This window comes from Bordetella ansorpii (assembly GCF_900078315.1).
Classification (GTDB): Bacteria; Pseudomonadota; Gammaproteobacteria; order Burkholderiales; family Burkholderiaceae_B; genus Bordetella; species Bordetella ansorpii.
On the sequence record NZ_FKBS01000029.1, the window covers coordinates 1,146,451 to 1,165,949 of the forward strand.

Annotated in this window: 16 protein-coding genes; 7 read left to right on the top strand and 9 right to left on the bottom strand. The window is 63.8% G+C overall.

Translation table 11 applies throughout. From position 1 onward, the window contains the following. Positions 1–7: 7 nt before the first annotated feature. Positions 8–1,156, bottom strand: coding sequence for a cystathionine beta-lyase (metC, locus tag A7W11_RS26780; protein WP_066421498.1), 1,149 nt, complete (start codon positions 1,154–1,156; stop codon positions 8–10). Between the two features lie 110 nt (positions 1,157–1,266). On the opposite strand from metC, the gene A7W11_RS26785 reads away from it, so the two are divergent. The 5 genes from A7W11_RS26785 (at position 1,267) to A7W11_RS26805 (ending at position 8,085) form a co-directional block, all read left to right on the top strand. Next, positions 1,267–2,178, top strand: a complete 912-nt coding sequence (locus A7W11_RS26785; protein WP_066421500.1) for a LysR substrate-binding domain-containing protein — start codon at positions 1,267–1,269, stop codon at positions 2,176–2,178. Positions 2,179–2,307: 129 nt separating this feature from the next. Continuing rightward, positions 2,308–3,018: an ABC transporter ATP-binding protein gene (locus A7W11_RS26790; RefSeq protein WP_066421508.1), complete on the top strand. Its 711-nt coding sequence runs from the start codon at positions 2,308–2,310 to the stop codon at positions 3,016–3,018. Continuing rightward, complete coding sequence (locus A7W11_RS26795) at positions 3,015–4,403, top strand: ABC transporter permease subunit (protein ID WP_066421512.1); 1,389 nt, start codon at positions 3,015–3,017, stop codon at positions 4,401–4,403. The genes A7W11_RS26790 and A7W11_RS26795 overlap by 4 nt, the downstream gene beginning before the upstream one ends. Before the next feature lie 10 nt (positions 4,404–4,413). Further along, positions 4,414–5,874 carry an ABC transporter permease subunit gene (locus A7W11_RS26800; RefSeq protein ID WP_066421521.1) on the top strand — a complete coding sequence of 487 codons (1,461 nt, stop codon included), beginning with the start codon at positions 4,414–4,416 and terminating at the stop codon, positions 5,872–5,874. Between the two features lie 42 nt (positions 5,875–5,916). Beyond that, a complete protein-coding gene (locus A7W11_RS26805; RefSeq protein ID WP_066421524.1) occupies positions 5,917–8,085 on the top strand; it encodes a TonB-dependent receptor in 2,169 nt (722 codons plus the stop codon). 116 nt (positions 8,086–8,201) lie between these two features. On the opposite strand, the gene A7W11_RS26810 is transcribed toward A7W11_RS26805, so the two are convergent. The 7 genes from A7W11_RS26810 to A7W11_RS26840 form a co-directional block, all read right to left on the bottom strand. After that, positions 8,202–8,720: a DJ-1/PfpI family protein gene (locus tag A7W11_RS26810; RefSeq protein ID WP_235816979.1), complete on the bottom strand. Its 519-nt coding sequence runs from the start codon at positions 8,718–8,720 to the stop codon at positions 8,202–8,204. 303 nt (positions 8,721–9,023) lie between these two features. Then, positions 9,024–9,983 carry a TonB-dependent siderophore receptor gene (locus A7W11_RS27810; protein WP_082887511.1) on the bottom strand — a complete coding sequence of 320 codons (960 nt, stop codon included), beginning with the start codon at positions 9,981–9,983 and terminating at the stop codon, positions 9,024–9,026. 227 nt (positions 9,984–10,210) lie between these two features. Continuing rightward, positions 10,211–10,963 carry an arsenical resistance protein ArsH gene (arsH, locus tag A7W11_RS26820; RefSeq protein ID WP_082887512.1) on the bottom strand — a complete coding sequence of 251 codons (753 nt, stop codon included), beginning with the start codon at positions 10,961–10,963 and terminating at the stop codon, positions 10,211–10,213. After that, positions 10,917–11,345 carry an arsenate reductase (glutaredoxin) gene (arsC, locus tag A7W11_RS26825; protein ID WP_066421529.1) on the bottom strand — a complete coding sequence of 143 codons (429 nt, stop codon included), beginning with the start codon at positions 11,343–11,345 and terminating at the stop codon, positions 10,917–10,919. The genes arsH and arsC overlap by 47 nt, the downstream gene beginning before the upstream one ends. Before the next feature lie 30 nt (positions 11,346–11,375). Further along, entirely contained in the window at positions 11,376–12,662 is a 1,287-nt protein-coding gene (locus A7W11_RS26830) for an arsenic transporter (protein WP_066421532.1), read from the bottom strand. A gap of 63 nt (positions 12,663–12,725) precedes the next feature. After that, the gene (locus tag A7W11_RS26835) at positions 12,726–13,046 is read right to left on the bottom strand and encodes an ArsR/SmtB family transcription factor (RefSeq protein WP_066123668.1); all 321 of its coding nucleotides are present in this window, start codon (positions 13,044–13,046) and stop codon (positions 12,726–12,728) included. A 70-nt stretch (positions 13,047–13,116) separates the two neighbouring features. Beyond that, positions 13,117–14,031, bottom strand: coding sequence for a LysR family transcriptional regulator (locus tag A7W11_RS26840; RefSeq protein ID WP_235816980.1), 915 nt, complete (start codon positions 14,029–14,031; stop codon positions 13,117–13,119). A gap of 129 nt (positions 14,032–14,160) precedes the next feature. Here A7W11_RS26840 and A7W11_RS26845 point away from each other — a divergent pair, with 129 nt between their 5' ends. Next, a complete protein-coding gene (locus tag A7W11_RS26845) occupies positions 14,161–15,546 on the top strand; it encodes an MFS transporter (protein WP_156523250.1) in 1,386 nt (461 codons plus the stop codon). A gap of 442 nt (positions 15,547–15,988) precedes the next feature. Next, on the top strand, positions 15,989–16,978 hold the full coding sequence (locus A7W11_RS26850; protein WP_066421535.1) for a cation diffusion facilitator family transporter: 990 nt from the start codon (positions 15,989–15,991) through the stop codon (positions 16,976–16,978). 49 nt (positions 16,979–17,027) lie between these two features. Here A7W11_RS26850 and A7W11_RS26855 read toward each other — a convergent pair whose 3' ends face one another. Then, on the bottom strand, positions 17,028–19,478 hold the full coding sequence (locus tag A7W11_RS26855) for a heavy metal translocating P-type ATPase (RefSeq protein WP_066421538.1): 2,451 nt from the start codon (positions 19,476–19,478) through the stop codon (positions 17,028–17,030). Positions 19,479–19,499 lie beyond the last annotated feature (21 nt).

A 19,499-nucleotide genomic window follows, 5' to 3' on the forward strand; every position in this document is an offset into this window, starting at 1 on the left:
TGAATGTTCAGCGAGCCTGGTCGTAGGCGGCCAGGGCGCGGCTCAGGTCCGCCTTCAGTACGTCCACGCCCTCCAGGCCCACCGACAGCCGCACCACCGGCTGGTCCGTGGCGGGATGGACGCGATCGGCCTGCAACGGCGCCGGATAGTACGCGGCCAGGCTGTGCACGCCGCCCCAGCTGGCGCCAATGACGAAGTGCTCCAGCGTGTCGAAGAAACCGTTGAACGCGTGTTCGGGCGCCGGCTTCAGGATCATCGAGAACAGGCAGCCGTTGGTGCGGAAATCCCGCCGCCACAGCGCGTGGCCCGCGTCGCCTTCCAGCGGCGGATACAGCAACCGCTCGACCTGCGGTTGCGCCTGCAGCCACTGCGCGATGTCCAGCGTGGCGGCGCTCTGCGCGCGCACCCGCAGCTCCAGCGTTTCCAGGCCGCGCAGCACCAGGAAGCAATCGTCCGGGCTGACCTGCTGGCCCAGGATGCTCTGGGTTTCACGCAGCACGGCGTACTGCTCGGCATCGTTCAGGCTGATGCTGCCCATCAGCACGTCGGAATGGCCGCTGAAGAACTTGGTGGCCGCCTCGATGCTGAAGTCCACGCCATGCGCCAGGGGCTGGAAGCCCAGCGGGCTGGCCCAGGTGTTGTCCATCATGGTCAGCACGCCGTGGCGCCGCGCCACCTCGGCGATCGCCGGAATATCGGCCATTTCCATGGTGACGGTGCCGGGGGCTTCCATGCAGATCATGCGCGTGGTCGGGCGGATCAACGCCTCGATCTCCGCGCCGATGGCGGGGCGGTATATCTCGACGTCCACGCCCATCTGCGCCAGCCACTTCTGCGCGAAGGTCTTCAACGCGCCGTAGCAGGCCGCCGACACCAGCAGATGGTCTCCGCCGCGCACGAATCCCATCACCACCGTCATCAGCGCCGAGGCGCCCGACGGCGTGATCACGCAATGGCGGGCGCCCTCCAGCGCCGCGATGCGCTGCTCCAGCAGACGTGCGGTGGGCGTGCCGGTGATGCCGTAGCTGTAGCCGTCGGGCTGGCGCTGCTTGCGGTTGACGAAGTCGGCCAGCGAGCCGAACACCACGGTGGACGCGCGCTGCACCGCGGGCGACAGGCTGGCGAAATCCGTATTACTTGGGCTGATAGAGTTCATTTAATCTATTTGCGAGGCTTAAGAGGTGGGACTCGATGAAACGCAGTGTGGTCGGTCCGCCCCATTCCCTCAACAATTGAACTGACTTAGTCGATAAGCTGGGCTTATACATGGACATGCGTGAAATCCAGGTCTTCCGTGCCGTCATGCAGGCCGGCACGACCAGCAAGGCCGCCAATCTGCTGGGCGTGTCGCAACCGGCCATCAGCCAGTCGATCCGTAAGCTGGAAGACGCCTCGGGGCTGCGCCTGTTCGAGCGGGTGCGCGGGCGGCTGGTGGCCACGCCCGAAGCGGGTGCGCTGATGGAAGAGGTGGACCGCTGCTTCGCCGGCTTCGAACTGATCGAGCACCGTATCCGCAGTCTCAAGTCCTTCGGCGTGGGCCGCCTGGCGATCGGCTCGCTGCCCGCGCTGGGCACGGGCTTCATGCCGCGCGCGATCTCCGCGTTCGGCCTGGCCGACCGTCGGCTGCAGATGTCGTTCCAGATCATGAGTTCGCGCGAGGTGCTGCGTCAGGTGGCCGCGGGCCAACTCGACTTTGGCCTGATGGCCGATGAACTGTCGGTGGTGGGGCTGGAACACTCGGTGTTTCTGCGCACGCCTGGCGTGATCGCCATGCACAGCCGCCATCCCCTGGCCAACAAGTCGGTGGTCGATGCGCGGGACCTGGTGGAGCATCCCTTCATTGCGCTCAACCCCGAAGACGCCAGCCGTCGCCGCCTGGAGGCGGCGCTGCAGACCGTCGACCTGAACCTGCGGCCCATGCTGGAGACGCCCTATTCGAACTCGGTCTGCGAATTCGCGCTCAATGGCGTGGGCATCGGCATGGTGCATCCGATCATGGCGCTGGACTATCTGTCGCGAGGGCTCACGATCAAGCGGCTGTCGCTGGAGGTCAGCTTTGCCACGCTGCTGGTTTTCCGCTCTGGCACGCCGCTGTCAGGCAATGCGAAGGCGTTGCTGAAAATCATGCGGATCCAGCTTGAGAGCGACTTGAAAAAGATGCATGCGGCGCTGGGCTAGGAACCGTTATCAAGACCGGAGGGCTTGCCGGGCACAGCACATCAGCGGGAAACGCTTCAGCTACGTTTCAATTGCGTTATGTTATAACATTACATACAATTGCCGACTTCGAACGATGAAGGATTTGTTGTGCTCGAAGCCATCGGTCTCACCAAACGCTACGGCAACCAGATCGCGCTCCACCCGCTCGACCTGCGTATCGAGCCCGGCGAAATCTACTGCCTGCTGGGCGCCAATGGCGCGGGCAAAACCACCACCGTCAACCTGTTCCTGAACTTCATCGCCCCCGATGGCGGCCAGGCCTTGATCAACGGTCTGGATGTGACGCGCGAACCCTTGGCCAGCAAACGCCATGTGGCGTATATCCCGGAGCAAGTCAATCTCTACGGCACCCTGACCGGGCTGGAGAATCTGCGCTACTTCTCGGCGCTGGCCCTGGGTGAACCGCCTTCGCGTGAGCGCCTGTTGGCCTTGCTGGCAGAGGTCGGACTGGATCCCTCCGCGGCAGACAAACGCGTCGCGGCTTACTCCAAAGGGATGCGACAGAAGGTGTGGATCGCGGTGGCCATGGCGAAGAATGCCGGTGCGCTGCTACTGGACGAACCCACGTCCGGCCTGGACCCCTCCGCCGCCGATGAGTTCACCCGGTTGCTGCAACGTGCCGCCAACCAGGGCGTGGCCATCCTTGCCACCACGCATGATCTTTTCCATGCCCGCCAGACGGCTACCCGCATCGGCATCATGAAGCGGGGCCGGCTGGTCGAAAGCCTGGAGGCCCGGCAAATCGGCGATGTCGACCTGCAAGCCCTGTATCTGTCGCACATGAGGGCCGAAGCATGATCATGCTGGTCGCGCTCAAGGATCTGCGTGAGCGACTGCGCGACGGCCGCCTTTACTGGGCCGGCGGCATCGTGGTGATCCTGCTGATGACGGCGCTAGCGGTGGGTTACCTGCATCAGCGCGAGGCGCACACCGAGCAAGCAGCGGCCCAGAACAACGACTACCAGGACTGGCTGCGCCAGGACGCCCGCCATCCGCACGACGCCGCCCACCAAGGCATGCACGTATTCAAGCCCGATACGGCGCTGGCGCTGCTGGACCCAGGCATCAATCCCTACATCGGCAGCACCATCTGGCTGCAGGCGCATCGCCAGAGCGAAGTGAAATTCCGGCCTGCGCAGGACGCCTCCGGCCTGCAACGCTTCGGTGATCTATCGGCTGCCTGGATCCTGCAGGCGCTGGGGCCGCTTCTGGTGATCGTGCTGGGTTTCAACGCCTTTTCCGGCGAGCGCGAACAAGGGATTCTGCGCCAGACACTGAGCCTGGGCGTGGCGCCGTGGCGCCTGCTCTGGGGCAAGGCCACCGCCTTGGCGATCAGCTTGAGCCTGCTGCTCGTGCCGGCCGCGGCCGCCGCCTCCGTGGCGATATGGCTCGCCGGTGGGCGGGGCGACGCACTATCGCGCTTCGCCATGCTCTCGTGCGGTTATGCCATGTACCTGGCCGCATTCATTTTTCTTACGCTCGGGATCTCGGCCGCCGCGCGCTCCTCGCGCGTGGCCATCACGGTGCTGCTGGCGGTATGGATCGCCAATACCGTGATTGCACCGCGCGTCATGGCTGAACTGTCACGCGGCCTCTATCCAAGCCCGACCCGGCTGGAGTTCAACCAGGCCCTGCAGAACGATCTCAAGGCCACCTCCGACCGCGTCTGGATGCAGGCTTTCGGCACGACCGAGCGCTGGAGCCGGGACGTGCCGTTGAATCAATGGGGCCTGGCGCTGAAGCTGGACGACCAATCCAGCTATGCCGTCTATGACCGCCATTTCGGCCAGCTCTGGGATACCTGGGAGCATCAGCAGGCCGTGCAGGAGTCGATGGGCTGGGCCATGCCGCTACTGGCGATGCGTGCGCTGTCGGCCTCCATGGCCGGCACCGATTTCGCCCACCACCGCGCCTTCACGACGGCTGCCGAGCACCATCGCCGCGTGATCCAGGACATTGTCAGCACCGATCTGGTGGCGCATGCCGACACGCTGGAACACCAGCACTTCTCGTACCACGCCAGTCCCTCGCTGTGGGCGCGCGTTCCCCCTTTCCAATATCAACCGCCGACGGCGAACTGGGCATTGCACCAGGCACGCCTGAGCCTGTTGATGCTGGGCATCGCGTTGCTGCTGAGCCTGGCTTTCGCCTGGCGTGCAGTGGCCCGCCAGAAAGCGCTGTAGGAGACCCCCGGTGCAAGATACGCAATTCCGCCGCTTCGGGATGATCCTGCGGCATGAGCTCCGCCTGCTGACGCGCGAACGGGCGCTGTGGGTCTGCGGCCTGCTGTTCCTGCTCCTGGTGGGATACGCGGTCTTCAACGGCATGCTGCAGACCTCGTTGCGCGATCAGGCTCAGGCGGCGCTCATGCGCGCCGATGCGCAGAATCGCGCCAACCAGCTGATGCAGCTGGACAGGATCACCGACGGCAGCGAGACACCGACCCCGTTCGGCAATCCCGCAAGCCCCGCCAACATGGGCGGCGGCCTGGGCGCGCATTACGCCGTGATGCCCAGCCTGCCCCTGGCGCCCGTCGCATTGGGCCAGACGGATCTCTTCCCCTCTCAATTCAAGGTCAGCTACGACAGCAAGGTCAACTTCATCCACAACAATGACATCGAGAATCCCTGGCATCTGCTCAGCGGGCATTTCGACCTGGCATTCGTCGTGGTCTATCTGTTGCCGCTTCTGATTTTCGCTCTCGGGCATAACCTGCTGTCCGCAGAGAAGGAAGACGGCACGTTGCGCCTTCTCCTATCGCAGCCGTTGTCGCTGATGACACTGATCAGCGGCAAGGTCGCCTTGCGCGCCGCGGTGCTTTTGACTGCGGCAGTGGTGCTGCCGGTAGTGGCTTTGCTGATTGCGCGCCCTCAGGCGCTTCAGGCGGCAGGCGCCACGATGTGGTGGGCGCTGTTGGTCGGCGCGTACGCATTGTTCTGGTTTGCCGCCGTGGTGGCCGTCAATGCATTCGGCAGGTCCTCCGCGGCCAACGCCATGATCCTGATGGTCAGTTGGGTGCTGCTGGTGCTGGTGGTGCCGTTGCTGCTGAACCTGGCTGCCGCATATGTCCATCCCGCGCCCTCGCGTGCCGAACTGGCCACGCGCACCCGCGTCGCCACCGCGCTGGCCATGCGTGACCACGCTGCCTTGCTGTCGACCGATTATGAGCACATGGACAAGCCCGATGCCCTGATCCCACGCGACGGCCACCTGAAAATCAGCGGCCGCCCCCTGGGCCATGCCCGTGTCGAACGCCAGGTCGATGCGGCGATGCAGCCCGAACTGGACCGTTTCGACCAGCAGATGGGCCGGCAGCAGGCGCTCATTGCCCAGTACAGCGTGCTGTCCCCAGCCGCGGCGGCCTTCGAAGGCATCACCGCGCTGGCCGGTACGGGCCAGCAGAGACATGGGCACTTCATGCGGCAGATCGATGCCTATCACCGGCAGTGGAAGGACTTCTTCCTGCCGCGGATCGAAGCCAGCCGCGCGCTCACGCGTGAGGATTTCACGCACATACCGGTATTCCACTGGCAGGAAGAGGAAACCGATGCGGTTCAGCGCCAGGCACTGCGCGCACTGGTGCAATTGCTGGCACCCACGGCGCTGCTGCTGGGCCTGGCTTGCTGGCGTCTGCGCCGCTACCGCGTCGTCTAGCCATTCTTTCCGCCGCCCTCATTGCCCCTACGGACCATCAGAATGAGAAAAGTCGTCACCCGCGCCGCGTTCGCGGCCTGCACCGTCGTACCTGCAGCACAAGCGCAGGAAGCGGAACTGCCAACCATACGGGTGGAGGCCGCCGGCGACGACGACAGTCTGCATCTGAACAGCCGCAGCAGCAGCGCCTCACGCCTGGGACTGACGCTGCGCGAAACGCCGGCATCCGTCGAAATACTGACACAGCAGACGCTCCAGCAGCGCGGCGCCACGACGCTCAGCGAGGCGCTGCGCGGCGCGACGGGCCTGGCGGGCGGCGGCCCGCCCTCCTCGCCCACCACCTTGTCTTCGCGCGGGTTCACGGACATTCTCTATCTGTATGACGGCTTGCGCATGTCGGGGGCAGGCTCCACCAATCGGGTGCAGGACACGTGGAACTATGAACGCATCGAAGTCCTGAAAGGACCTGCATCCGTACTGCAGGGCGACAGCGCCATCGGCGGCATCGTCAACTTCCAGACCAAGCGTCCCGACCGCGACAACCCTTCACGAGAAGCCATGTTTTCCTATGGAAGCCATGGCAGCGTACGCACCGGCATCGGTCTGGGCGACAACTTCGGCGAGACCGGCGCCTACCGCCTCGATTACAGCCACAACGACAGCCGCGTCGGCACCATCGACCGCAACAGCAACAAACTCGATCACCTGACAACCGGGGTTGCCTTCGACGTCGCGCCGCGCACGCGCCTGGATCTCTCGTTCGACTATTCGCGCGACACCGGCCACGCGTATTGGGGCACACCGCTGGTGCCGCGCAGCCTGGCCAAGGATCCCACCGGCATCGTCAGCACCTCCGATGGCCGCGTCCTGGATCGCTCACTGGCCAGCCAGAACTACAACGTGCGCGATGATCGCAACGAGGCCGAAGCGTATTGGTGGCGTGCGCGCCTCACCCACCAGCTCTCGTCCTCGTGGACGCTGCGCAACGAGCTGGCGATGAACAAGGTGGATCGCCTCTGGAAGAATTCCGAGTCGGCCACCTTCAGCGCACCCGATTCGGTCGACCGCGACCAGACGATCATCACGCACGGCCAGCATTACCTGATCAATCGGTTCGACGCGACGCACACAGGCACCCTGGGTGGGCTGTCGAACAAATTCGTGGTCGGCGCCGAATTCAGCAAGACGTCTCTGGATAGCAAACGACGCTTCTCCAACCGTTCCGCCAGCACTGCCGATGCGCTGCGCGCATCGTTGCGCAATCCGAATGTGGGCTACTACAACGACGATCCCGAACTGATGAGCGGCGCAGGAAACCGCACCGACTACACCACCGACGTCCGCGGCGCCGCACTGTTTCTGGAGGACTCGCTCAAACTGACCGACCGCTGGACCGTCGTGGGCGGCTATCGGTATGACCACCTCGACGTCGATCGCGGCGTCACCGACCTGAACGCCAACTCCCGCTCGTCGTTCAGCACCCGCTACAACGCGAATTCCTTGCGGCTTGGCACGGTGTATGACGTCACCCCTTCATCGTCGGTCTACGCGCAGTACACCAACGCCACCATTCCCGTCGGCTCGCTGTTCCTGCTGTCCGAAGCCAACGCCTCGTTCCCGCTGGCCAAAGGGCAGCAATGGGAAGCGGGCTTCAAGCAGACACTGGGCGACGTGGACTGGACCGCTGCCGTCTATCACATCGAACTGGAAAACGTCCTGACGCGCGATGCCAACGATCCGCGCGTGACGATCAACAATGGCCGTCAATCATCCCGTGGCGTCGAACTGTCGGCCGACTGGCGAATCACCCCGCAGCTGACGCTGTCGGGCAACATCGCGATGCTGAACGCCCGGTACGACTCGCTGACCGAAGCCGACGGCACATCGAGAGTCGGCAACACCCCGCCGAACGTCCCCGAACGCGTGGCCAATCTTTATGCGACCTACCGCTTCAAAGACGTGCCGATGGACTTGTTCGTAGGGCTGAACCACACGGGCAAGATCTACACGGACAGCGCCAACCAGATCCGCATCAACAGCCATACCACGGCGGATGCCGCCATCAGCTACCGCTTCGATCCGGCTGTCGTCACGTTCCGGGTGCGCAATCTGACCGACAGGCTTTATGCCTACTATGGCGGACGCGCCACCAGCCAGGTGCTGCTGGCCCCAGGCCGTACTTACGAACTGGGTGCGACGTTCTATTTTTGATCCGGACCGTTGATTGGCCCGCTACAAGATGCGAACCAGCAGCGTAAAGCTGGCCAAGGAGGAGTCTTTCTCAAATTCGCACTCCCCCCCTTGCCAGCGCAGCGATCAATCGGGCTTCAACGGGTCTTTGCGAAAGCAAGTGCCTGCGCCTTCCGGGAGAAATCCGAGGCCAGGTCGACCATCGCCTTCTTCACCGCTGGCGGCGCGGTCTTCATCGAGCCCGCGTTGAAAGGCGGATCCGGATCATATTCGCTCATCAGCTGGCTGCACTCGGCATAGGTCCGGTCACGTAACTCGGCGACCATCGCCAGACCGAAATCCAGCCCTGCCGTCACGCCAGCGCCCGTGATCCGGTTGCGGTCGCGCACCACCCTGGCCTCGGTCGGAATGGCGCCGAAGCCCGCCAGCGCATCCCGGCAGGACCAGTGCGAAGTCGCCTTGTAACCCTTGAGCAGTCCCGCCGCGCCCAGAATCAACGAACCGGAGCACACACTGGTGATGTACTTCGCACGCCCGCCGCGATCCGCCATGAACGCGAGCGTCTCGGCATCCGACGCGGCGGCCAGCGTACCCTCCGTACCGCCCGGCGTGAACAGCACGGTCAGGTCGCGGGGGGCAGGTTTCGAAGGTTGCATCGGGCACGACGGTCAACCCGGCATCGCTGATCACGGGGTCCAGCGACTTGGCGACGATATGGATTTTCGCTCCCATCAGCGACCCGAACATGCAGTGCGGTCCGACCAGGTCCATCACGGTCATGCCCGGATAGACCAGCATGGCGATCTGTTCCGTGCCCATCCAAGGCACCTTGTCCATGTCGCGGTCCATTCTGGGCATGGGATGCGCCGGCATGGGTTCGGCGGCGCTGGCCGCCAAGGGGGCCAGCAACGCGCCCAACAGCACGTTGCGGCGGGTATTGTCTGTCATCATCCAACTCCTTAAAAATAGGCGCTCAAGGTCAGATAAGCCGAACGCGGCTGCACGGGCATCACGACCGGCGACGAAAGATACTGATAGGTGTCGTAGACCTTGCGATTGGTCAGGTTGACCACGGACAGCGTGGCGGTATATCTGTCGAAGCTGTAGCTGGCCTGCGCATCCACCAAGGCGTGGCCGGGCACGGATACCGTATTGGGCAGCGTCAGCTCACGGCCGCTGACCGCCGTGATGCCCGCGCCGAATGACAGCCCTTTGGCGGCGCCGTCAAGAATCCGGTAGCGCGCCGCCAGGCGCGCACTATGACGGGGTACCCGCGGCAGTCCATCGCCCACGGGAATGGACGTGTCCTGGGTCACTTCGGCCTGCGTGTAGGCATAGTTGAACAACAACGAGAAAGCGGCGGTCGGTTCCCAGACCAGATCGGTCTCGATCCCGCGCGCGCGCTGCTCGCCGGTCTGGATCGAATAACCGAGATGGGCAGGATCAGGGTCCGCCGTGGTGACGTTGCGACGCGTCTGCTCGAAAACCGCAACGGTTCCAGACAGGCCGATGTCTTTCATCGCCAGCTTCAAGCCGGCCTCATAGTTGCGCGACGTCTCGGGTTTCGGCGGCTGAAGGCCGACGAAATTGACGGCGCCGCGAAAACCCGTGGCATAGGCCGCATAGACGGACACGGAATCCGTCAGGTCGTAGGTAATGCCCAGCCTGGGCGTGGCGCGGTGGTAGGTCTGGTCGACGCCCTGCTCGTTCTGGCGCAACTGCAACTGCGTCAGCCGCACCGCACCCAACAGGTGGAAACGCCCGTACGTAGCCTGGTCCTGCAGGTACAACGCCGTCGTCTCGTAGCGGTTGGTCTGGGCATAGGTTGCCGCAGGGATCGCGCCGAAATCGAGGCCATAGGCAGGGTTGGCCAAATCCAGGTCGCCAAACGAGCCTGGCCGAACCGTCTGGGCGCGCATCAGCGTGAAATACTGAGTTCCTGATCGGCCCAGGCTGGCTGGCCCACGCGTGCGCCGTGGCGCCAGCCGGATCAACGTTTTGGATGGTGATCTTGAGATTCATCGGGCCACCTTGGGCCTTCAATTGGCCCGCCCTGCACGACTTGCCCCGGCAGTACGGCCCCCTCGAGGCACGTCATCTCCGGAGTCCACGCCACTCGTCGCGTCAGCGGTAAGGCGACCTCAAGCTAGATCGAGCGCTGGTTGACGCGCATAGAAAGCGCGTGTGCCGACTCCTTGCGTTCGCTGTACCTGTCCACGAGATAGGGAGAAACGCCTCTGGTCAGCAGCGTGAACTTGACCAGTTCCTCCATCACATCGACGATTCGGTCGTAGTAAGCCGATGGCTTCATCCGGCCAGCATCATCGAACTCTTGCCAGGCCTTGGCCACGGACGACTGGTTCGGAATGGTCAGCATCCGCATCCAACGGCCCAGAATCCGCATTTGATTCACGGCGTTGAACGATTGGGAACCACCGCAGACCTGCATGATTGCCAGCGTCTTGCCCTGCGTGGGCCGCACCGCCCCCATCGACAAGGGTATCCAGTCGATCTGGGACTTAAGCACGCTCGACATTGCACCGTGCCGCTCGGGAGAACTCCACACCATTCCTTCCGCCCACTGAACCAGGTCGCGCAGCTCGACCACCTTGGGATGGTCATCCGTCGCGCCGTCGGGAAGCGGAAGGTCCCGCGGGCTGAACATTCGAGTCTGCGCGCCCAACGCTCGCAGAATACGAGCCGCCTCTTCAGCCGCCAGACGGCTGAAGGAGCGTTCCCGCAGAGACCCGTACAGCAACAGGATTCGCGGAGGATGGGTCGAACGTTCGCCCGGAAAGAGACGCGCGGCATCCAGGGGCTCGAAATGGCTGCGGTCCAGATTGCCCAGGTCCTCAGTTGCCGACACGGCGGCCATCCCTGTCGATGACGACTTCGCCATCCTCCTTGCTGAACGGGCCCTGCTGCGGATTGGGCAAGATATCAAGCACCAATTCCGAGGGGCGGCACAGCCTGGTCGCCAACGGCGTCACGACAATGGGACGATTGATCAGGATGGGATGCTCGAGCATGAAACCGATCAGTTGCTCGTCCGTCCATTCAGGATCGTCCAGCTTCAGGTCGTCGTACGGCGTGCCTTTGCGTCGGAGCACCTCGCGGACCGAGAGGCCGGATGCAGCGATAAGGCGCTCGAGCGTTGGACGGTCCGGAGGTGTCTTCAGGTATTCGATGACCTCGGGCTCTTCGCCCGAATTCCGAATCATCGCCAGGACGTTGCGAGAGGTCCCGCAGGCGGGATTGTGATAGATGGTGATGTGGCTCATTTCCAGTCTCCGCGATGGGTGCAGAAAGGCTTAGACGAAGGTCAGGCGCAGCGCCAATGCCGCGAGCGTGGCCAAGAGGACGGGAACAGTCAGGACAATGCCGACCCTGAAGTAATAGCCCCAGGAAATCGTGGTTCCTTTGCGAGACAACACATGCAGCCACAGCAGCGTGGCCAGGCTGCCTATGGGGGTGATCTTCGGGCCGAGGTCGCAGCCGATGACGTTCGCATAGACCATCGCATCCCTGAGCACCCCAGTGGCGGAGGACTGGTCTATGGACAGTGCCCCGATGAGCACGGTAGGCATGTTGTTCATGACGGATGACAGGCCGGCAGCCAGGATGCCCGTGCCCAACGCAGCGCCCCAGACCCCGCCCTGCGCGACCCAATTGAGCAATTCCGCGATGTAGCCGGTCAGCCCGGCATTGCGCAGCCCGTAAACGACCAGGTACATGCCCAGGGAGAAGACGACAATCTGCCAAGGCGCGCCTTTCAGAACTTTTCGGGTCTGGATGGCCGTGCCACGAGAGGCCACCATTAAAAGAATCAAGGCCCCCACCGTCGCGACGGCGCTGACGGGCACACCGATAGGCTCCAAGGCAAAGAAGCCCACCAGCAGCAGAATCAGCACCGCCCAACCCGCCTTGAAGGTCCGGGCGTCGCGGATGGCCGCCGCCGGCGTACTCAGCCGCGCGAGGTCGTAGGTAGCGGGGATATCCCGGCGAAAAAACAGGTAGAGAATAGCCAGGCTGGCCGCCACCGACACGACGTTCACCGGCATCATCACCGATGCGTATCGCGTGAAGCCTATATCGAAGAAGTCAGCGGAGACAATGTTGACCAGATTGGACACGACCAGAGGCAGGCTCGCGGTGTCTGCGATGAACCCCGCCGCCATCACGAAGGCCAGCGTTGCCGCGGGCGAGAGGCCCAGGGCCAGCAGGACGGCCATCACGATGGGCGTCAAGATGAGTGCGGCGCCGTCGTTTGCGAAAAGCGCGGCGACTGCGGCCCCCAGAAGAACCAGGAGCGAGAAGAGTCTTGGCCCGCTGCCCCCACCCCACCGCGCAAAATGCAGCGCAGCCCATTCGAAGAAGCCCGCCTCGTCCAGAAGAAGGCTGATGATGATGACCGCAACGAAGGTCGTGGTGGCGTTCCAGACAATGTCCCAGACGACAGGGATGTCCGCCATCTGGACGACGCCCAGGCACAGCGCGATGACGGCCCCCAACGTTGCCGTCCAGCCAATGCCAAGTCCCCGCGGTTGCCAGATCACAAAGACCAGGGTCAGGACGAATATCGATACGGCCGTAAGCATTTTTCCAACTTGAGGAGGGTGAGGCGCCCCGTGTTGGGGCCAGGGCCAGGGCTTGAATCCAGGTCAGCACTTACATGACGCTGTGCTTACCGCGCACTCCGCTCCCTGGCAGCAGTTTTCAGTCAGGTATCTCAGCAGACCATCCATGCGCTCGAAGGCTGCCCGATAGACAAGGTGGCGGCTCGCGCGCTCCTGGGTAACGAGCCCCGCGCGAGTCAGTTCTTTGAGATGAAACGACAAGGTCGGCGCAGGCGTTTGCAGGCCCTCGCTCATCACGCCCGGCGTAAGGCCTTCCTGCCCAGCGACAACGAGCGCACGGAACACGCGCAGCCGCAGAGGGTGCGCCAGCGCGCTCAGGGAATCGACGATCTCTATTTCGTTCATGGCGTACATTCTATGATATTTCTAGAATTATGAAAATAATGGACTCCAAGATTGCCGGGACCCCAAACGGTTACGACGGGCCATGAACAAAATCCCCAGTCCGTAGACCCGCAACGGTTTCATCGAACTTCGCGCGGAGCCAGCGTTGGGCCGGCGCCACGTCATTGCGCCTGTGCCAGTACAGAGACCAACTGAAAATATCGCTGGAGAACGGCAGGTCGCGACGCGCCAAGCCTGTACCCGCGCGCTCGAACAGTCGCTCGGACAACACCGATACCATGGTTGAACTTCTCAGCAGATGCGGGACAAGCAGCCAGTGCGGGACACTCACGGCGACTCTCCGGGCCTTGCCCATTCTCGCCAGTGCGCTGTCGACATACCGGCCGTCGAGAGGGCTGATCGATACCTTGATGTGATCCTGCTTCAGAAACTTCGGCAGTGTGAGGCGTTGTCGAGCCAGCGGATGATGCGCCGACATGACGCACACCATCCTGTCATCGAGCAAAGGGCTGCTGCGCACGGAGGAAGGCAGTTCAAGGTTCATGCTCACGGCCAGGTCGATGTCGTTGGACTCCAGCGCGCTGACCGTATCGACAGGGGGAAGATGCACCACGTCGAGCGTGACGCCCGGCGCCTCGCGCTGCATCAAGCCGAGCAGCCCTGGCATGAGCAGGTAGCCGAGCACATCCGACATGCGAACCCGGAATCGCAGGGTGGACGTCCCCGGATCGAATGAGTTGGGAGACGCGAGCATGCGCTCGGCCTGCCGCAGGAGCTGGCGGACCGGCTCGATGAGTTCCTGTGCCCGCGGCGTAGGCTCCATGCCGTAAGGCGTGCGAATCAACAACTCGTCATTCATCGCATGACGCAGCCTGCGCAGCGCATTGCTCATCGCGGGCTGGCTGAGCCCGACCTGCAACGCCGCGCGCGTGACATGGCGTTCCGCCAACAAGGCGTCGAGCGCGACCAGGAGATTGAGATCCACTCGGCGAAGACTCATCGGAGCCATTAATCCATTTCGTGAATGTGAATATCATTACTATTCATTGTACAGATGATGATGGCCCTGGGATCATCGAACATTCATGAACTGTGTGATGCGGAATGCTTGGCCATGATGACTTCTGCCCCTCCCCATTCGACAGCGGCCGCGGACCTGCCGGTGCCTGCGCGCAAGCGTCTGCTCTGCATGCTTGCGTTGATGAGCGCCGCGATCCTGGCAGCTCTCGATACCACCATCGCCAACACGGCCCTGCCCCAGATTTCGACGGACCTTCGATCCAGCGATGCCGCCATCGTCTGGGTCGCCAATGCCTACCAGATCGCGATGATCGCGGCGTTATTGCCGTTTGCCGCACTGGGCGAATCCATCGGCTATCGAAAGGTGTTCATCGGCGGACTGATCGCCTTTGCCTTGGCATCGGCGATGTGCGGCGCAGCCTCGGCGCTGCCGATGCTTGTCGTCGGCCGGGCCATCAAGGGGATGGGCGCAGCGGCCGTCATGAGCGTCATTACCGCTTTCATTCGCCATATCTATCCCCCCCACAGGCTGGGCCGCGGGGTCGGCATGAACGCGCTGTTCGTCGCGGTCGGCTTCACGCTGGGCCCCGTCATCGCCTCGATGGTGCTGACGGTTGCCAGCTGGCACTGGCTATTCTTCATCAATGTGCCGGTGGCGGCCTTGTCGATTGCGCTGTCCTTGCGCTTCCTGCCGGATGCCGCAGGCGACCGGCATCGGTTCGAGGTCGTGCCCGCCACGCTATGCGCGGCATTCCTCGGCTTGCTCACGCTGGGGGTGTGCTCGGTCGAAAATGGTGGCGGAGCGGGCTTCGCGCTAATCTCGGTGGGGTTGGCCTGCCTCTGTCTTGTGCTGTTGCTGCGCAGGCAGCGCGGCCATCCAGCGCCGATGCTCGCCGTGGACCTGTTGAGCATTCGCGTCGTACGGCTCTCGTCGCTGACTTCGATCTGCGCGTTTGCCACGCAGTCGCTCGCACTGGTTTCCTTGCCGTTCTTCCTTCAACGGTCGTTGGGCGTGTCCGTGGTCGGTACGGGATTTCTCCTGGCCGCGTGGCCGCTTGTAGTCGGGCTGATGGCACTCGTGGCAGCCCCCTTGAGCGACCGAGGGCGGCTCTCGCCGGGCGTACTGTGCAGTGCCGGCCTTCTTGCCCTGACGGTGGGCATGCTGGCGCTGGCGACGATGCCCCATGAAACCTCCGAGGCCGGCGTCGCCTTGCGGCTGGCGCTGTGCGGGGCCGGCTTCGGCTTGTTTCAGGCACCCAACATGCGCGAAATCATGAGCAAGTCGCCCACCAACCGCAGCGGTGGCGCAAGCGGGCTGGTAGCGATTTCGCGTCTGTTGGGACAAACCTGTGGCGCTGCCGTGGTCGCTCAGTGTTTTCACTGGTGGCAAGCCACGGGGCCGGTCATGGCGTTATGGCTGGGGGGAGGTTGCGCCCTGCTCGGCAGTTTTTTCAGTGCGATGCGCCTGCACCCGCGCTGAAGGACCTGTTGGACTGAAAGGGGTGAGCCCGTATGCCAGGGGTGAAGCGGCCCGATGTCGATGCCGAGCGCCATCGACCACATTAGGCTTACTGTGCTCGGAACCGTCGACGGGTTCGGCCGCCTGTAGATTGGCCCGCCCTACACGATTCGAACCAGCAGGTAGATTTTCTTAAAGCAGCCCAATCTGACTCAAAAACAGACTCAAAAGACATGCCATCGCGGTCCTCTGATAACGCCATTGAGTACAAGCGGTTGGCCACTGTTCCCAAGCATCGCCTGTAGCCCGCCGCGGCGCTGCTCACGACAGGTGATGCAGCCCTAATCTGCCAATAACGAAAAGAGCTGCGCAGCTGAAATTGTCCAGTGAAGATCGATAGAATCCGGGACATGCTCCTCGGTGTCTCTGACCATCCAGGACGCCGGCTAAAGGGACGACACATATGCCGAACACCGAACCGCTGGACCAACAGAAGGCTGAGCCCACTCACCATCACAATGAAGGTGGCGCCCATGACCATAACAGTCACAGCCACGATCATGCCGATGGGCATGACCACAAACAGGCCGTCACGGCCTCAAACGAACGCCGGCTGAGGCTCGTCTTTCTATTCACCGCTGGCTACGCGATCGTGCAAGCCATAGGCGGCTGGATGTCCGGCTCGCTGGCCCTGATAGCGGATTCGGGCCACATGGTGTCCGATGCCGCCGCGCTCTTGCTGGCGCTGATCGCCTACCGCATCGCGCGCCGCCCGGCGGACGCCACGCGTACCTATGGCTTTCATCGCGTACGCGTCCTTGCCGCCTTGGCCAATGGCGCCGCGCTGCTTGCCCTGGTCGCCTGGATCGCTTGGGAAGCCATCGCTCGCATCAACTCGCCAGCCGAAGTTCTGGCGGGCCCCATGCTGATCGTGGCCGTAGTTGGCCTGTTGGTAAACCTTGGGGGAGCCTGGGCGCTATGGTCCGGTGACAAGAGCGACGGCAATCTGCGCGGTGCATTGCTCCATGTCATGGGCGACCTGCTGGGCTCGGTCGGCGCCATCGCGGCGGCCATCGGCATCATGTTGACGGGATGGACCATACTGGACCCTTTGCTGTCCGTCCTGGTCGCGCTGTTGGTCGTGCGTTCCGCCTGGGGCCTCGTCAAGGACTCGATACGGGTGCTGCTGCAAGCGGTACCGCAGGGCGTGGACGCCGAGACGGCCGAGCGCGGCCTGGCCGAATTGCCCGAGATCGCCGAAGCGGGTCACTTCCACGCCTGGACATTGACCGATGACAGTGCAATCGCCACGGTACACGTCAGCCCTGCGATGGGCGTGGATCCACTGTCATTGCCGCCACTGGTCTCCGCATGGCTGAAGAAGCGCTACGCTATCGATCACGTCACTGTGCAGGTCGATCCTCCAGGACGACTGGATCGCGAACACGGGTAGGATCACCCGCGCTGCATTCAAACTGCGCTTTGCGTCTTCTACGTTCGCATCATGCTTGTGTCGAATCTGCCGCTGGCCGATAAGCCAGCAATCTCAGGGCATTGATCACCACCAGCAGCGTGGAGCCCTCGTGCACCGCCACGGCGGCGCCTATGCTCATTCCCATGATGGTGGCCGGCACGAGGATGGCGACAACACCCAGGCTGACGAACACGTTCTGCCGGATGACCGCCCGGGTATGCCGGCTCAGGCCGACCGCGAAAGGCAGCTTGCGCAGGTCATCCGACATGAGGGCCACGTCAGCGGTCTCCAGCGCCACATCCGAACCCGCCGCGCCCATGGCGATCCCGACGGTGGCGCTGGCCATGGCGGGTGCGTCGTTCACCCCATCACCGACCATGGCGACCTTCGTCTCGGCCCCCATCTTCTTGATGGCATCGACCTTGTCCTGCGGCATGAGATCTCCCCATGCTTCGTCCAGGCCCACCTCGTCCGCGACGGCCTGCGCGACCTTCTGGTGATCGCCCGAGATCATGATCATGCGCGAGATACCGACGTCACGCAGCGCCTGCAAGGCATCGCGTGCCCCTTCTCGGGGCGTGTCGAGCAGGCCGATCACGCCGAGATCACGACTGCCCATGCGCACCGCCATGGTCGTGCGGCCCGCGTTGCGCAGCGTAGTGATCGCGCGCTCGGCCTCGTTGCCCAGCGGCGCCATGCCATCCTGACCGAACCACTCCGCCTTGCCGACCCACACCGGCTCGCCATCTACCCGGCCCATCAACCCTCGCCCCGTCAGGCTTTCGACGGCATCCGCGCGTAGGTCAAGCTCGGTCGCGTCCAACAACTCGCGGCCATCACGGGTGATCGCTGCCGCCAGGGGATGATCGCTCTGCGATTCGACCGCCACCGCCACCCGCAACAGCTCCTGCTTGGTCGTACCGCCGACGGGCATCACATCCGTGATGCGCGGACGGCCTTGCGTCAATGTCCCTGTCTTGTCGAAGGCCATCGCATCCAGGCCGCCGAGCATCTCCAGTGGAGCCCCGCCCTTGATCAGCACGCCGCCGCGCGCGGCCCGGGCAATGCCGGACAACACCGCGCTGGGCGTGGCGATGGCCAGCGCACACGGGCTGGCGGCCACGAGCACCGCCATGGCGCGATAGAAGCTATCGCGGAACGGCTCATCGACCACGAGCCACGAGAACAACATCGCCACCGCCAGCAACAGAACCGATGGGACGAAGATGCGTTCGAACCTGTCGGTCATGCGTTGAGTGGGCGACTTCCGGACCTCGGTCTGGGCGACCATCTTCACGACACGCGCCAGCGTCGACTCCGAAGACAGCCGGGTGACTTCGATCTCGATGGCGCTTGCACCGTTGATCGTGCCCGCGAAGGTCCGGGACTGCGCATCGATGGCATCTGGACGCTGCCTTGCGGCCGCAGGATCCGTCACCGGCCGCTTGTCCACGGGCATGCTTTCACCGGTGACGGGAGCCTGGTCGATGCTGGTCGTCCCCCGCGTGATGAATCCATCCGCCGGTACCCGCTCGTTGGGCCGCACGAGGATGACATCGCCCACAACCAGCTCATCCACGGGCATTTCGCGGGTCATGCCGTCGCGGCGCACGGTGGCGGTCTTCGGCGCCAGCGCGGCCAACGCCTCGATGGCCCGCTTCGCACGCCCCATCGCGTAGTGCTCCAGCGCATGCCCCAGGCTGAACAGGAACAGCAGCAACGCCCCCTCGGCCCATGCTCCCAGCGCGGCCGCGCCCGCCGCGGCCACCAGCATCAAGGTATCGATCTCGAAACGGCGCAACCGCAGATTGTCCAAGGCCTCACGCAGCGTGAAGAAGCCGCCGGCCACGTAGGCCGCCATGAAGCACGCCAACGGCAGCCAGGCCGCCACGGCAGGCCAGAGCTTCTCCACGGCGACGCCCACGCCCAGCAAGGCGCCGCATGCCAGGGAGAAGACCAACTCGCTGCGAGGGCCAAGCCAGGCGCCATGATCGTGCTTGTCCTCATCGCCACCGCGGGACGCATCCCGCGGGGCTTCAGCGGGCGTCACATCCAAGGATGCCAATTCGGACAGAATGACGCCCTCATCCACCCGCTGCCGGTCGAACTCCACGCGTACCTCGCCGGTGGCATCGACGTCTGCATCGACCACGCCTGTCACCCCGCGCAGATGGGCACTCACGGTGGCGGCCCGCCGCATATGCGTAATGCCGCGCATGCGCCAGGCAGCATGGCCGAACCGTCCCGATACCTCAGCGCCGGCGGCGATGACGATCGCCCGAATGCGGGACATCGACAGACGCTGCGGATCGTAGTGAATGCAAAGCTGCGCAGGCTGCCCCGCCGGACTCTCTACATGCACACGCTCGACATCGCGACGCGCCTCGAGCGCACCGATCAGTCGTGCGACGCAGGCATCCGAAGCGCCGCTGGCAGCGGGTAGCACAATGGGAACATCCAGGCGAAGGGTATCGGTCATATCATCAGGTTCACTGGAAAG